This window comes from Streptomyces sp. SID11385 (assembly GCF_010548245.1).
GTDB lineage: Bacteria > Actinomycetota > Actinomycetes > Streptomycetales > Streptomycetaceae > Streptomyces.
Map to the genome: position 1 here is coordinate 1 of NZ_JAAGLR010000716.1, position 14,861 is coordinate 14,861.

A 14,861-nucleotide genomic window follows, 5' to 3' on the forward strand; every position below is an offset into this window, starting at 1 on the left:
CGCGGGCTCCGGTGGCGTACCGCCCTCGGGCGCGACAGGGGCTTCGGGCGCGGGTACGTCACCGGGTGGCGTCGCGGGGCGTACGCGGTGCAGGCGCGTCGTCTGCGGATCGGCCGGCGGCGCGGCGGCGGGTGGTGCGGCGGCAGGTGGGGTGGCTGGAGGGGTGTCGGCCGGGGGTGTGTCGACGGCCGGTGCCGGGTAGCCGTAACCGCCCTCTGCGCCGCGCGGCGGGAAACCGTACCCGGGCTGCGCGCCGGGGGAGGACTGCACGGGGAAGCCGTAACCCGCACGCGACGTATCGGAGCGCGGGAAGCCGTAACCGTCACCCCGTCCCGGACGCGACGTGTCCTGCGACGACGCGTCGGGCTCAGGTTCCTTCTCCTTGCGCGCGACGTTGGCGTGCGGCGGCGGGACGAGCCCCGGCAGGTCCTGCCCTGCGAGGGACGGCGGCGGCCACGAACGCCGCGTCTGCGGCGGTACCAGGGGGCGCGGCGGCGGAGCGTCCTGCGGGGCCGCGTCGTCTCGTGGCGGCGCGGCGCCTTGGGGCGGCGAGGGAGGCTGCGGCGCGCCTTCGCGCTCTGCGGACGTCGCGTCGTCGAGCGGGGCTCCGTCCCGCGGCGTCGCGTTTTCGGTAGCGCTACCCGCATCGGTCGGCGCGATGTCGGTCGGGGCGACGTCGGAGGACGCGACGTCGGAGGGCGTGGCATCGGCGGGTGCGAAGGAGGGCGGCAGCGACAGGCCGCCGGGGGGCGTCGTGGGGACGGCCCATGTTTCGTTGTCTTCTGCTACGTCGCGCAAGCCTGCTGCCACGTCGCGTGACTCGGTACCCGCCACGTCGGGCGGCTCGGTACCCGCCACGTCACGCTGCCCGGGGCCGACGTCGCCGGAGGCGTCGGACGGTTCCGTAGCCGCCGCGCCCGCGGCGTCGCGTGGTGCCACGCCTGTCGTGCCCACCTCGCCGCCCGGCTCCGCGCCCGCCACGTCGCGTCGTTCCGCGTCCGCAGCGTCGCGTGCCGCGACGTCGCCGAAGGGCGCCGCGCCACGCGTCGTCGCGTCGTTCACGTCGCGCGGCATCGACGCGTCGTCCCCGCGCGACGTGTCCTGCGGGCGTGCGGAGGGAAGAGAGAAACGCATCGTCGCGCCGCTCTCCAGGTCGCCGCCGTGAGCAGGCGACTCGGCCGGCACGAAGCCGCTGCCTTCGGGGAGGCGCGGGACCGCGGAGGCGGTGCCGGGCGGCGGCGTGAATCCTGTCGGGGCCGGTGGCGCGGCGGGCATGGGCGGCAGCATGAAGTAGTCCTCGTCCACGTCCCGCCGACCGGGCGCGGACTCGTCCGGGCTCGCCGCGTCGTCGGGTTCCGCCGCACCGCCCGTGGCGTCGCCCCGTACCGCCTCACCTCGTACCGCGTCGCCCCGTTCCGCCTCGATCGGCAGCGCCTCGTCCGGTGCTTCCGCCAGGGATGTCGCGGCGTCGGTGTCCGACGTCGCGGCGTCCTCCGGCGCGCCGTGGTCACGCGACGTCGCATATGCCACGTCGCGTGACCCGCGCACCGTGGCGTCGTCCCGCGTCTCGTCGCGCCGTCGCGTCTCGTCCGGTTCCGTCACAGCGCCGCGTTCCATGCCGTCGATCGCGCCGTCGTTCGCGTCATCGGCCGCGACGTCGCGTGCCTCGTCGGCGTCCGACGCGACGGCCCGCACCGTCTTCTCCTCGCGCTCCGTGCCTGGATTCCCCAGACCGGTCCAGGGCAACGCAGCCCCGATGGACCCGTCGCCCCCGTCGGCACCGGAACCGCTCCCGAACGGAAGCCCCGCCAGGCCACCGAGCGACGTCGCCGTCCAGGAGGCGTCACCGCCGAGCGGCTCCGCCTCGGGCTGACTCCCCGCCCTCTGTCCGAGGGCATCAGCTCCCGGCACACCCGTCACGTCGGGTGAAGACCCGGCCAGGCCGTTCCCGGCCGTCCACCTCGCCGCAGCGCCCTCCTTCTCGGCACCGTCGATTTCGCCGCTGCTCTCTTCGCCGCGGCGCGCCGCGTCTGCGCCCGTCTCCTCGCGGCCCGCTGCCTCGCGGTCCACTTTCTCCCCGCCCGCTTCTTCGCGGCCCGCTTCTTCGCGGACTGCTCCCTCGCGGCCCGCTTTCTCCGGGGCCGTGGCCTCGTCGCTCGGCGACGTCGTGGCCGTGTACCAGGCGGTCGACTGGTCGAAACGGAACTCGCCGGTGGTCTCGGCGACGGATTCCTCGTGGTCAGCGCCGGAAGCCGAGCGGCCCCCGCGATACGCGTCCCGGTCGCTGCTCACAGCTCCTCCAGGTGAATCGGCACTCGTGCGTCGGGGCGGCGGCGTCACGTTGCCCCGCCGCGTCCATGGGCCTGCGGAACCGGCCCCCCGTGGCGGGCTCCGTGGACTCGGAAGGTCCCGCAGCTCGCCTGACACCAGACTAGTCATCACGTATGCCGAATAGCAGGGCTGTTCACGCGCATCGGGTAACCACCGGGACGCCTTCCCGCTCGATGATCTCCTGAAGTCACGCGACGTGTTCCCGAGTTGAGGACGCCACTCGCCGCCGCCCAACACCCCGCACGCCCTCTGCGAACGCCGCCGAAAGCGTGCCTGCGCGGCCCGAGTTGCCTCCGGAGGACGGACAACACGAAGGCCGGGCACCCTTTTCGAGGTCCCGGCCTTCACACCATCGGATTACGCGAGGTCGAACTCCCCGTCACGCGCGCCGAGCACGAAAGCGGTCCACTCGGCCTCCGTGTACCGCAGCACGGTGTCGTGGTCGAGCGAGGAACGCATCGCCACACCGCCCCCCGGCAGGTAGGCGATCTCGACGCGCTCCTCGTCGGGCGAGGTCCCGGGCGGGCCGATCCACTCGACACCCGAGATGTCGAGGGAGTACAGCTCGTTCTTCTCCCGCTCCTTGCGCGCCTTCGTCTCCTCGTCCAGCTCCACCGGCGCGGCCGGTGCCGTGGCCTCGTGCTCCTCGGACATGAATGACTGGCCCTTCCCCGAAGTGGTCCTGTACCCAACGCGCCCGCATGCCGGTGCGCGGAGCGCGCGCCAACGACGAGCGGCCTCAGCGTACTTGCAGCGAGGACGCCCCGTACGCGATTCGGCAGGCTGTATGACAAAGCGGGTGCGCCCCGGCGCACCTTTACGGGCCACTCGGGCATCCCCGACACTCCTCCGCCCACCACCCGTTCCGGGCCGTTCACCCCCGCCGTGCGCGGTCACGCCACGTAATCAAAACGTACGAGCGCATCGCACCGCTCTTCGCATCACGCCCCTACACCCCCAGAGCCCCGCACCCCGCTCCCCGCGCGACGCCGCCTCCCGCGCCCCCCGGCGCCCCCGCCCCCACCCCCGAAATCCCACCCCCTCCCACCCTGCTAACCTTGACACCGGCCGTATGTGTACGCGCTCCCGGAATCTCTGGGAGCAGCGCCCAGCGCGCCCCGCCTCCCGAGTAACGGAAGCTCCCCGGCGATGCAGACCCGGGGCACTCGGTGGCTCATTGGATTCACTAGGAGATCGCGTGTCGCTCGACGCCGCCACGAAGAAGCAGATCATGGGCGAGTTCGCCACCAAGGAGGGTGACACCGGTTCTCCCGAGGTGCAGGTCGCTCTGCTCTCGCGCCGGATCTCGGACCTGACCGAGCACCTCAAGACGCACAAGCACGACCACCACTCCCGTCGTGGCCTGCTCATCCTGGTCGGCCAGCGCCGCCGGCTGCTCCAGTACCTGGCCAAGAAGGACATCGCGCGCTTCCGCGTGCTCGTCGAGCGCCTCGGCATCCGCCGCGGTGCGGCGGGCGCCCGCTGAGGTCGTCGTGAAGGGAGCGGTTCCCCTGCACAGGGAACCGCTCCTTTTGTCGTACGTGCGACAGGGACCGCTCAGTTTGTAGGCTGGACCCCGTACGCAAACAAATGAACAGGAGAAGCGACTCCACGCCGCCGCCGGTCCTCGGTAGTGGCCCCCGGCAAGGCCCACCGGCCCCAAGGCCCGGAACGGCCCGCAGGCCGCCCTGGCCCCGCAGGCCGAGCAAGGTCCGTACAGCCCCCAAGGCCCGTACCGACCGCACGGCCCCAGAGCCAGAGCCCCCGGGTGCTTCGATCGAAGACCGGCCAGCAACCAGGAGCCGCTTCTCCACCGGCTGCACCGCGACCCGCCCAGGGCGGACCGCACCCCGCGACCCCCGGGCCGCACCCCGCGCCGCCCCTCCGCGGAGGGGCCCGCACTCCGCGAGCCCGCGCCCCACCCGGACGCGACCTCGCACCGCACCACCCGCAGGCCCCTTCCCGGAGGGGCCCGCACCACCCGCAGGCCCCTCCCCGGAGGGCCCCGCACCACCGCGACCCGCCACACGGGCGAGGCCGCGCGAAGACGAGACGTAAACGGAGAATCCCCTGGTGGAGAACGAGACCCACTACGCCGAAGCCGTCATCGACAACGGCACCTTCGGCACCCGCACCATCCGCTTCGAGACGGGCCGCCTCGCCAAGCAGGCCGCAGGGTCCGCCGTCGCGTACCTGGACGACGACACGATGGTCCTCTCGGCCACGACCGCGTCCAAGAACCCCAAGGACCAGCTCGACTTCTTCCCCCTCACGGTGGACGTCGAGGAGCGGATGTACGCGGCCGGCAAGATCCCCGGCTCCTTCTTCCGCCGGGAGGGCCGCCCCTCCGAGGACGCGATCCTCACCTGCCGCCTGATCGACCGCCCGCTGCGCCCCTCCTTCAAGAAGGGCCTGCGCAACGAGATCCAGGTCGTCGAGACGATCATGGCGCTCAACCCCGACCACCTCTACGACGTGGTCGCGATCAACGCCGCCTCCTGCTCCACGCAGCTCGCGGGCCTGCCCTTCTCCGGCCCCATCGGCGGCACCCGCGTCGCCCTCATCAAGGGCCAGTGGGTCGCGTTCCCGACGCACACCGAGCTTGAGGACGCCGTCTTCGACATGGTGGTCGCCGGTCGCGTCCTGGAGGACGGCGATGTCGCGATCATGATGGTCGAGGCCGAGGCCACCGAGAAGACGATCCAGCTCGTCGCGGGCGGCGCCACCGCCCCCACCGAGGAGGTCGTCGCCGCCGGTCTGGAGGCCGCGAAGCCCTTCATCAAGGTGCTCTGCAAGGCCCAGGCCGACCTCGCCGCGAAGGCCGCGAAGCCGACCGGCGAGTTCCCGATCTTCCTGGACTTCCAGGACGACGTGTACGAGGCGCTCACCGCCGCCGTGCGCGGCGAGCTGGCCCAGGCGCTCACCATCGCCGGCAAGCAGGAGCGCGAGGCCGAGCTGGACCGCGTCAAGGGCCTCGCCGCCGAGAAGCTGCTCCCGCAGTTCGAGGGCCGCGAGAAGGAGATCTCCGCCGCCTACCGCGCCCTCACCAAGGCCGTGGTCCGCGAGCGCGTGATCAAGGACAAGAAGCGCATCGACGGCCGCGGCGTCACCGACATCCGCACCCTGGCCGCCGAGGTCGAGGCGATCCCGCGGGTCCACGGCTCGGCGCTCTTCGAGCGCGGCGAGACGCAGATCCTCGGCGTCACGACGCTCAACATGCTCCGCATGGAGCAGCAGCTCGACACCCTCTCCCCGGTGACGCGCAAGCGCTACATGCACAACTACAACTTCCCGCCGTACTCCACCGGCGAGACCGGCCGCGTCGGCTCCCCCAAGCGGCGCGAGATCGGCCACGGCGCCCTCGCCGAGCGCGCCCTCGTGCCCGTCCTGCCGACGCGTGAGGAGTTCCCCTACGCGATCCGCCAGGTCTCCGAGGCGCTCGGCTCCAACGGCTCCACGTCGATGGGCTCCGTCTGCGCCTCGACCATGTCGCTCCTGAACGCCGGTGTGCCCCTCAAGGCCCCCGTCGCCGGTATCGCCATGGGCCTCATCTCCGAGACGCACGGCGGCGAGACGCACTACGTCACGCTCACCGACATCCTCGGTGCCGAGGACGCCTTCGGCGACATGGACTTCAAGGTCGCCGGTACGAAGGAGTTCGTCACCGCGCTCCAGCTCGACACCAAGCTCGACGGCATCCCCGCCTCGGTCCTGGCCGCCGCGCTGAAGCAGGCCCGGGACGCCCGCCTCCACATCCTCGACGTGATGATGGAAGCGATCGACACCCCGGACGAGATGTCCCCCAACGCCCCGCGGATCATCACCGTCAAGATCCCCGTGGACAAGATCGGCGAGGTCATCGGCCCGAAGGGCAAGATGATCAACCAGATCCAGGAGGACACCGGCGCCGAGATCACGATCGAGGACGACGGCACCATCTACATCGGTGCCGCCGACGGCCCGGCCGCCGAGGCCGCCCGCACCACGATCAACAGCATCGCCAACCCGACGATGCCGGAGGTCGGCGAGCGCTACCTGGGCACGGTCGTCAAGACCACGACCTTCGGCGCGTTCGTCTCCCTGCTCCCCGGCAAGGACGGCCTGCTGCACATCTCCCAGATCCGCAAGCTCGCCGGCGGCAAGCGCGTGGAGAACGTCGAGGACGTCCTCGGTGTGGGCCAGAAGGTCCAGGTCGAGATCGCCGAGATCGACTCGCGCGGCAAGCTCTCCCTCATCCCGGTCATCGAGGGCGAGGACGGCGACGAGAAGAAGGACGACACGGACAAGTGACGTCACGCAGTCCGCGTACGACGGCCCGCCCCTCCACCAAGGGGCGGGCCGTCGCCCGTACCACCGAAACCACGGCGCGCGCCGCCAAGGCCCGCACCCAGACCCTCCTGCCCGGCAAGGACGGCATCGGCACCGTCCGCCGCACCACGCTCCCCGGCGGCCTCCGCGTCGTCACCGAGACCCTGCCCTCGGTCCGCTCGGCCACCTTCGGCATCTGGGCGGGCGTCGGCTCCCGCGACGAGACCCCGACGCTCAACGGCGCGACGCACTACCTCGAACACCTCCTCTTCAAGGGCACGAAGCGCCGCACGGCGCTCGACATCTCCGCCGCGCTCGACGCGGTCGGCGGCGAGATGAACGCCTTCACGGCGAAGGAGTACACCTGCTACTACGCGCGGGTCCTCGACACCGACCTGCCGCTCGCCATCGACGTCGTCTGCGACATGCTCACGGGCTCGACCCTGGACGCCGCCGACATCGACGCCGAGCGCGGCGTCATCCTCGAAGAGATCGCGATGACCGAGGACGACCCGGGCGACGTCGTGCACGACCTCTTCGCGCACACGATGCTCGGCGACACCCCCCTCGGCCGCCCCGTCCTCGGCACCGTGGACACGATCAACGCGCTCGGCCGCGAGCAGATCGCCCGCTTCTACAAGCGCCACTACGACCCCACGCGCCTCGTCGTCGCCGCCGCGGGCAACGTCGACCACGCGAAGGTCGTACGGCAGGTACGTGCCGCCTTCGACCGCGCGGGCGCCCTCGGCCGCACCGACGCGGTCCCCCTCGGCCCGCGCGAGGGCACGCGGCTCATCAAGGCCGCGGGCCGCGTCGAGGTGGAGAACCGGCGCACCGAGCAGGCCCACGTCGTGCTCGGCATGCCCGGCATCGCCCGTACCGACGAGCGCCGCTGGGCCCTCGGGGTCCTCAATACGGCCCTCGGCGGCGGCATGTCCTCGCGCCTCTTCCAGGAAGTGCGCGAGAAGCGCGGCCTGGCGTACAGCGTGTACTCGTACACCTCCTCCTTCGCCGACTGTGGCCTCTTCGGCGTCTACGCGGGATGCAGGCCCAGCCAGGTCGACGACGTCCTGAAGATCTGCCGCGACGAACTGGAGACCGTCGCCGCGCACGGCCTGGAGGACGACGAGATCCGCCGCGCCGTCGGCCAGCTCGCCGGCTCCACCGTCCTCGGCCTGGAGGACACCGGCGCGCTCATGAACCGCATCGGCAAGAGCGAACTGTGCTGGGGCGAACAGCTCTCCGTCGACGACATGCTCGCCAAGATCGCCGCCGTCACCCCCGACGAGGTCCGCGCCGTCGCCCATGACATCCTCGGTCAGCGCCCCTCGCTGTCGGTGATCGGACCGCTCAAGGAGCGCCAGGCGGCGCGCCTGCACGAGGCCGTCGCCTGAGCGACGCGCGACGTGGCACCGGGAACCGGGCGACGTCGCGCACCGGCCGCACCGCCGCGCGACGTCGCGCCGTCGACCCGATACGACGCGACGTCCCGCGGCACCCGGCGCCGTACGCGACGTCGCGACGTCCCCACGCGACGTCGCGTACGCCGCCGCCCGCCCGACCCGCCCGCGACCCGCCAGGCCCGCCCGCCCCGGCCCCCCCCGCACGCACCCGGAGGAAGACACCACATGAGCAAGCTGCGCGTCGCCGTCATCGGCGCCCGGGGCCGGATCGGCTCCGAGGCCGTCCGCGCCGTCGAGGCCGCCGACGACCTCGAACTCGTCGCCGCGATCGGCCGCGGGGACCCGCTCACCGCGCTCACCGACGCCGGCGCCCAGGTCGCCGTCGAGCTGACCCGCCCCGACGCCGTCATGGACAACCTCGCCTTCTGCCTCGATAACGGCATCCACGCCGTCGTCGGCACCACGGGCTGGACCGAGGAGCGCCTCACCGAGGTGCGCGAGCGGCTCGCGAAGAGCCCGGGCACCGGCGTCCTCATCGCCCCGAACTTCTCCCTCGGCGCCGTCCTCAGCATGAAGTTCGCGCAGGTGGCCGCGCCGTACTTCGAGTCCGTCGAGGTCATCGAACTGCACCACCCGAAGAAGGCCGACGCGCCCTCCGGCACCGCCGCGCGCACCGCGCAGCTCATCGCCGAGGCCCGCGAGGCGGCGGGCAGCGCCCCCATGCCCGACGCGACGCGGACGGCGCTCGACGGCGCGCGCGGCGCCTCGGTGGACGGCGTGCCGGTGCACTCCGTACGGCTGCGCGGCCTCCTCGCCCACCAGGAGGTCCTGCTCGGTGCCGAGGGCGAGACCCTCACCCTCCGGCACGACTCGCTGCACCACAGCAGCTTCATGCCGGGCATCCTGCTCGGCGTACGCCGCGTCGTGGAAACCCCAGGGCTCACCTTCGGCCTGGAACACTTCCTCGACCTGAGCTGAGCGGAACCCGATGCGCGCCAAGCTGACCTACGCGGTCACCGCCCTCGTCCTCGTCTTCTACTTCGTCCTCGCGGGCGACCGCGGCGTCCTGCTCATCCGGCAGGGCACCGTCGTCACCGTGCTCTTCGGCGTCGCGGTGCTGATCCTGCCGCTCATCGGCATCTGGTTCCTGTGGCAGAACACGCGCTTCGTGACGCGCGCCAATGCCCTCGCCGCCGCGCTCGACGCCGAGGGCGGCCTGCCGCCCGACGAACTGGAGCGCACCCCCTCCGGCCGGATCGACCGCGCCTCGGCCGACGCCGTCTTCGCGCGCCGCAAGGCCGAGACGGAGGACCACCCCGACGACTGGCGCTGCTGGTTCCGCCTCGCCGTCGCCTACCAGGACGCCCGCGACACCCCCCGCGCCCGCAAGGCCATGCAGCACGCCCTGCGCCTGCACGACAAGGAGCGCACCGCGGCGCCGTCCCTCGCCCCCCGCGACTGACCCGGCGCCGGACACGCGAGAGGGGCGGGGGCACGTCGCGTGCCACCCGCCCCTCCCGTCCGGGACTCCGCCACGGGTACGGGCACGAGCCGCCCCGTTCCGCCGTCGCCCCGCGGCGCCGCGTCTCAGCGCCGCCCGGGCGCCTGCCCCGTCACGTACTCGTCCGCCCACGCCTCCAGCGTGTCCGCCGCGCGCTCGAAGCCCTCGGCGCGCGAGAGGAAGTCCGCGCCGTGGTCCGTGAGCAGCGGCCCCGTGTCGCTCTGCCGCCGCGCCGTCAGGACGACTGCCTGCCCCTGCACGCTGCGCGGCAGCCCGAGGACCTTGACCGGCTGCTGGACGGTGCGCACCGCGCTCACCTGACCCCAGGGATACGTGCGCGTGCGCAGGAAACCGGTGCGGCGTACGCCGTGCGCGCTCACCCAGGCCCCCATCCGCAGCCCGCGCAGCGCGCCGGCTATCAGCAGCGCCGCGAAGATCACCGAACCGAGCGCGCCGCCCGTGTTCTTGGCGAGGCCGATCGCGAGCGCGGCGACGAGCACGAAGGAGGCGAGCAGCAGGATGAGCGCGGCGAGCGCCACCCGCCACGGCCCGGGGCGATACGGACGACGCCACACCTCGCGGTCGTGGTACGGCAGCGCGACGTCGTCGGCGCCCTCCTCGAAAGTGCGGTCCGCCGTCAGGAAGGGCAGGGGCACGACTGTTTCCTCACTCATTCCGCGCGCACAGGGAGTTGTGCCAGGGGGTTGTGAGCGGTGAGGCTACAGAGACCCCCGGCGGTTCACCACTCCGGGGGTCTGTGCGGGCAACTGCCCGAATCCCCGTACAGGGGACGCGAGCGGGCGAAGCGGATCAGCGCGGATCGGCCGCCTCGGAGTGCTGCGTGTGCTGCGGGGCCGACTGCTCGGAGAGGGCCGGCAGACCGAAGAGCAGGCTGCCCACCAGGCCGCCGACCACGGTCAGGCCCACGAGCGTGCGCGCCATGAGCTGACCCCGGTCGGCCCGCTCGCGAGGCGGGGGCTCGACGTTGCTGCGGTACTTCTCCGCCTCGGCCAGGAAGGCGAAGGGAACAGGCTCACGCCGTCGGAACATGGAAGGCGCTTCTCCTCGGAAACTCGTCGTGGACGGGTGCGGACTGTCCGGAAAGAAGTCGGAAAACCCGCATATCAGATTACGGCCTCGGTGTGCTTCCGAACACACCGGCCCTACTCGTACAGACGCGTGGGAGACGTCTGGGGTGCCCGTTTTGGCGAGCTTCCGCGAAAAATGTCACGAGAGACCTCCGGTCGGGGGAGCGTCGTACCCGGACCGTAGAGTGGTCGCCGCCCCCACGAAGCGACTGGAAGGACCACCGCCGGTGACCGAGACCTCTCAGGTGACCCCCGCCGAGACCGTCAAACCCGTTTTCCGCAGCGAGATCTCGGTGGAGCTGGTCAAGCACGCGGCATCCGACCAGGACGTGCTGTGGGCCGCGCGGGTCTCCACGGCGGGCGAGCAGTCGCTCGACGAGCTGAAGAAGGACCCCGAGCGGTCCACGGGCCTGATCAACTACCTCATGCGGGACCGCCACGGCAGCCCCTTCGAGCACAACTCGATGACGTTCTTCGTCAGCGCCCCGATCTTCGTCTTCCGCGAGTTCATGCGGCACCGCGTCGGCTGGTCCTACAACGAGGAATCCGGCCGTTACCGGGAGCTCCAGCCGGTCTTCTACGTGCCGGGCCCCGAGCGCAAGCTCGTCCAGGAGGGCCGCCCCGGCAAGTACGTCTTCGTCGACGGCACCGCCGAGCAGCACGGCCTGACCGAACGCGCGATGCGGGAGTCGTACCGGCAGGCGTACGAGACGTACCAGGAGATGCTGGCGGCCGGAGTCGCCCGCGAGGTCGCCCGCGCGGTCCTCCCGGTCGGTCTCTACTCCTCGATGTACGCGACGTGCAACGCGCGCTCGCTGATGCACTTCCTCGGCCTGCGCACGCAGCACGAGCAGGCGAAGGTGCCGAGCTTCCCGCAGCGCGAGATCGAGATGGTCGGCGAGCGGATGGAGGAGCTGTGGGCGGGGCTCATGCCTCTCACCCATGCGGCCTTCAACAAGAACGGTCGCATGGCGCCCTGAACCGCCGGGACGGGGTGCGGGGGCTGGGTTCGGGACGGGGGCGGGCACACATGTGCGGGCAGGAGCGAAAGTGTCCGGATTGCGGCTTTTCGTATGGTTCAACTAGCCTGGCCGCACGGGCCCGGCGCCGCGTGAACCCCCGAGCGCGCGGCGCCGGGTACCTCTGAGCCGATGCCCCTGTCCCACTCGCCGCGACGCCCCGAGGGCCGGAGCGGAGCCGAGCACCGAGTAGCGTGTTACCCATGGCTTTGACCTCCACTCCGCAGACCCCCTTCGGGCGGGTCCTCACCGCCATGGTCACGCCCTTCACGGCGGACGGCGATCTCGACCTCGACGGCGCGCAGCAGCTTGCCGCGCAGCTGGTGGACGCGGGCAACGACGGCCTGGTGATCAACGGGACCACCGGGGAGTCGCCCACCACCAGCGACGCGGAGAAAGCCGATCTCGTCCGGGCGGTGCTGGAGGCAGTGGGGGACCGGGCGCACGTCGTCGCCGGGGTCGGGACCAATGACACGCGCCACAGCATCGAGCTGGCCCGCTCCGCGGAGGCGGTCGGCGCCCACGGCCTGCTCGCGGTGACCCCGTACTACAACAAGCCCCCGCAAGAGGGGCTGCTGCACCACTTCACGGCCCTCGCGGACGCCACCGGGCTGCCGGTCATGCTCTACGACATCCCGGGCCGCAGCGGGGTCCCGATCTCCACGGAGACGCTGGTCAGGCTCGCCGAGCACCCGCGCATCGTGGCCAACAAGGACGCCAAGGGCGACCTGGGACGCTCGGGCTGGGCGATCGCCCGCAGCGGCCTCGCCTGGTACTCGGGCGACGACATGCTCAACCTGCCGCTCCTGTCGATCGGCGCGGTCGGTTTCGTCTCGGTCGTCGGGCACGTCGTGACCCCGGAGCTGCGCGCGATGCTCGACGCGCACCTGGCGGGCGATGTGCAGAAGGCCCTGGAGATCCACCAGCGGCTGCTGCCGGTCTTCACGGGTATGTTCCGCACGCAGGGTGTCATGACCACGAAGGCCGCGCTGGCCCTCCAGGGCCGGCCGAGCGGCCCGCTCCGGCTGCCGATGGTGGGACTGAGCGAGGAGGAGACGGCCCAGCTCAAGATCGATCTGGCCGCCGGCGGGGTAGAACTCGCACCACAGACTTCATAACCGAATAGCCCGCCCGGCCCCGGGCGGACGCGGAGTCCTCCGCGCCCCCGGGCCCGGGTACGGCACCGCTCACACAACAGCACGAACGTCACACACGCCACGTGCCCCGCACGTGGCGTGTGTGGTTGAGGAGAGTCTTTTGAGTCATCCGCACCCTGAACTGGGCCCGCCCCCGAAGCTTGCCGAAGGCGGCCTGCGGGTCACCCCGCTCGGCGGCCTCGGCGAGATCGGCCGCAACATGACGGTCTTCGAATTCGGCGGGCGTCTGCTGATCGTCGACTGCGGAGTGCTCTTCCCGGAGGAGGAGCAGCCCGGAATCGACCTGATCCTGCCGGACTTCACATCGATCCGGAACCGGCTGAACGACATCGAGGGCATCGTCCTCACCCACGGTCACGAGGACCACATCGGCGCGGTGCCGTACCTGCTCCGCGAGAAGCCGGACATTCCGCTGATCGGCTCCAAGCTGACCCTCGCGCTCATCGAGGCCAAGCTCCAGGAGCACCGCATCCGCCCGTACACCCTGGAGGTGCGCGAGGGGAACCGCGAGCGGGTCGGCCCCTTCGACTGCGAGTTCATCGCGGTCAACCACTCCATCCCGGACGCCCTCGCGGTCGCGATCCGCACCCCGGCGGGCATGGTCGTGCACACCGGTGACTTCAAGATGGACCAGCTCCCGCTGGACCACCGGCTCACCGACCTGACGACCTTCGCGCGCCTCGGCGAGGAGGGGATCGATCTCCTCCTGACCGACTCGACCAACGCCGAGGTCCCCGGCTTCACGCCGCACGAGCGGGACATCTCCAGCGTCCTGCGGCAGGTCTTCGGCGGCGCGCGCAAGCGGATCATCGTGGCGAGCTTCGCGAGCCACGTGCACCGCATCCAGCAGGTGCTCGACGCCGCGCACGCCTACGGCCGCCGCGTCGCCTTCGTCGGCCGCTCGATGGTCCGCAACATGGGCATCGCCCGCGACCTGGGGTATCTCAAGGTCCCCGCGGGGCTCATCGTCGACGTCAAGGCGCTCGACGACCTGCCGGACGAGGAGGTGGTGCTCGTCTGCACCGGCTCCCAGGGCGAGCCGATGGCCGCGCTCTCGCGCATGGCCAACCGCGACCACCAGATCCGCATCGTCCAGGGCGACACCGTCGTCCTGGCCTCCTCGCTGATCCCGGGCAACGAGAACTCGGTGTACCGGGTGATCAACGGCCTGACCCGGTGGGGCGCGAACGTCGTGCACAAGGGCAACGCCAAGGTGCACGTCTCGGGCCACGCCTCGGCCGGCGAGCTGCTGTACTTCTACAACATCTGCAAGCCGAAGAACCTGATGCCGGTGCACGGCGAATGGCGCCACCTGCGCGCCAACGCCGAGCTGGGCGCTCTCACGGGCGTCCCGCACGACCACATCGTCATCGCCGAGGACGGCGTCGCCGTCGACCTGATCGACGGCCGTGCCCGCATCAGCGGCAAGGTCCAGGCGGGATACGTGTACGTGGACGGCCTCTCGGTCGGCGACGTGACCGAGTCCTCCCTCAAGGACCGCCGCATCCTCGGGGACGAGGGCATCATCTCGGTCTTCCTCGTCGTGGACTCCACGACCGGCAAGATCACGGGTGGCCCGCACATCCAGGCACGCGGTTCGGGCATCGAGGACGCGGCCTTCGCGGGCGTGATGCCCAAGATCGACGACGCCATCGGGCGCGCGGCCAGGGACGGCGTGCTGGAGACCTACCAGCTCCAGCAGCTCATCCGCCGCACCGTCGGCAAGTGGGTCTCGGACAACTACCGGCGCCGGCCGATGATCCTGCCGGTCGTCGTGGAGGTCTGACCCCGCGTCAGCGTGTGAGAGGGAGCGGGGCGCCCGGATTTGCATCCGGGCGCCCCGCTCCAGTACGTTTGGGGACACCGCCGCTTCGGAGCCCGGCACCACTGTGTGCCCGGAGAACCGGATGGGGGCGGGAAATCCGACTCAGAACTTCTGATAAAGTCGGAGACGCCGAAAGGGAAACGGAAAGGCCGAAAGGCCGGGCCGGGAACCGGAAAGCACCGAGGAAATCGGGCCCGAGAGAGTCTGATAGAGTCGGAAACACGAAATA

The 14,861-nt window shown here is 71.5% G+C and carries 11 protein-coding genes and 1 pseudogene; 8 read left to right on the forward strand and 4 right to left on the reverse strand.

The window, feature by feature from the left end:
- Positions 1 to 2,292, reverse strand: a pseudogene (locus G3I42_RS21635) (hypothetical protein); the annotation flags it as partial.
- A gap of 396 nt (positions 2,293 to 2,688) precedes the next feature.
- A complete protein-coding gene (locus G3I42_RS21640) occupies positions 2,689 to 2,985 on the reverse strand; it encodes a DUF397 domain-containing protein (protein WP_007821465.1) in 297 nt (98 codons plus the stop codon).
- A 544-nt stretch (positions 2,986 to 3,529) separates the two neighbouring features.
- Between G3I42_RS21640 and rpsO the strand changes: the two genes are divergently transcribed.
- The 5 genes from rpsO (at position 3,530) to G3I42_RS21665 (ending at position 9,504) form a co-directional block, all read left to right on the forward strand.
- Positions 3,530 to 3,817, forward strand: a complete 288-nt coding sequence (rpsO, locus tag G3I42_RS21645; RefSeq protein ID WP_007821463.1) for a 30S ribosomal protein S15 — start codon at positions 3,530 to 3,532, stop codon at positions 3,815 to 3,817.
- A gap of 587 nt (positions 3,818 to 4,404) precedes the next feature.
- A complete protein-coding gene (locus G3I42_RS21650; protein WP_164288349.1) occupies positions 4,405 to 6,621 on the forward strand; it encodes a polyribonucleotide nucleotidyltransferase in 2,217 nt (738 codons plus the stop codon).
- On the forward strand, positions 6,618 to 8,033 hold the full coding sequence (locus tag G3I42_RS21655) for a pitrilysin family protein (protein WP_164288351.1): 1,416 nt from the start codon (positions 6,618 to 6,620) through the stop codon (positions 8,031 to 8,033). The genes G3I42_RS21650 and G3I42_RS21655 overlap by 4 nt, the downstream gene beginning before the upstream one ends.
- A gap of 234 nt (positions 8,034 to 8,267) precedes the next feature.
- On the forward strand, positions 8,268 to 9,020 hold the full coding sequence (dapB, locus tag G3I42_RS21660) for a 4-hydroxy-tetrahydrodipicolinate reductase (RefSeq protein ID WP_164288353.1): 753 nt from the start codon (positions 8,268 to 8,270) through the stop codon (positions 9,018 to 9,020).
- A 10-nt stretch (positions 9,021 to 9,030) separates the two neighbouring features.
- Positions 9,031 to 9,504 (forward strand): hypothetical protein, encoded by a 474-nt coding sequence (locus tag G3I42_RS21665; RefSeq protein WP_164288355.1) that lies wholly within the window; start codon positions 9,031 to 9,033, stop codon positions 9,502 to 9,504.
- 125 nt (positions 9,505 to 9,629) lie between these two features.
- On the opposite strand, the gene G3I42_RS21670 is transcribed toward G3I42_RS21665, so the two are convergent.
- Together G3I42_RS21670 and G3I42_RS21675 are read right to left on the reverse strand one after the other, a co-directional pair.
- Positions 9,630 to 10,199, reverse strand: coding sequence for a PH domain-containing protein (locus G3I42_RS21670; protein ID WP_164288357.1), 570 nt, complete (start codon positions 10,197 to 10,199; stop codon positions 9,630 to 9,632).
- Between the two features lie 154 nt (positions 10,200 to 10,353).
- Positions 10,354 to 10,593 carry a hypothetical protein gene (locus tag G3I42_RS21675; RefSeq protein WP_164288359.1) on the reverse strand — a complete coding sequence of 80 codons (240 nt, stop codon included), beginning with the start codon at positions 10,591 to 10,593 and terminating at the stop codon, positions 10,354 to 10,356.
- 265 nt (positions 10,594 to 10,858) lie between these two features.
- Here G3I42_RS21675 and thyX point away from each other — a divergent pair, with 265 nt between their 5' ends.
- The 3 genes from thyX to G3I42_RS21690 all read left to right on the forward strand — a co-directional run bounded on the left by thyX (position 10,859) and on the right by G3I42_RS21690 (position 14,593).
- Positions 10,859 to 11,611, forward strand: coding sequence for an FAD-dependent thymidylate synthase (thyX, locus tag G3I42_RS21680; protein WP_343244615.1), 753 nt, complete (start codon positions 10,859 to 10,861; stop codon positions 11,609 to 11,611).
- A 242-nt stretch (positions 11,612 to 11,853) separates the two neighbouring features.
- Positions 11,854 to 12,768 carry a 4-hydroxy-tetrahydrodipicolinate synthase gene (gene dapA / locus G3I42_RS21685; protein WP_164288361.1) on the forward strand — a complete coding sequence of 305 codons (915 nt, stop codon included), beginning with the start codon at positions 11,854 to 11,856 and terminating at the stop codon, positions 12,766 to 12,768.
- 139 nt (positions 12,769 to 12,907) lie between these two features.
- Positions 12,908 to 14,593: a ribonuclease J gene (locus G3I42_RS21690; protein WP_164288363.1), complete on the forward strand. Its 1,686-nt coding sequence runs from the start codon at positions 12,908 to 12,910 to the stop codon at positions 14,591 to 14,593.
- Positions 14,594 to 14,861 lie beyond the last annotated feature (268 nt).

Bases quoted from the DNA above. Each gene is read 5' to 3' on its own strand.
- G3I42_RS21640 (WP_007821465.1), bottom strand. From the start codon at position 2,985: ATGTCCGAGGAGCACGAGGCCACGGCACCGGCCGCGCCGGTGGAGCTG.
- dapB (WP_164288353.1), top strand. From the start codon at position 8,268: ATGAGCAAGCTGCGCGTCGCCGTCATCGGCGCCCGGGGCCGGATCGGC.
- G3I42_RS21665 (WP_164288355.1), top strand. From the start codon at position 9,031: ATGCGCGCCAAGCTGACCTACGCGGTCACCGCCCTCGTCCTCGTCTTC.
- G3I42_RS21675 (WP_164288359.1), bottom strand. From the start codon at position 10,593: ATGTTCCGACGGCGTGAGCCTGTTCCCTTCGCCTTCCTGGCCGAGGCG.
- dapA (WP_164288361.1), top strand. From the start codon at position 11,854: ATGGCTTTGACCTCCACTCCGCAGACCCCCTTCGGGCGGGTCCTCACC.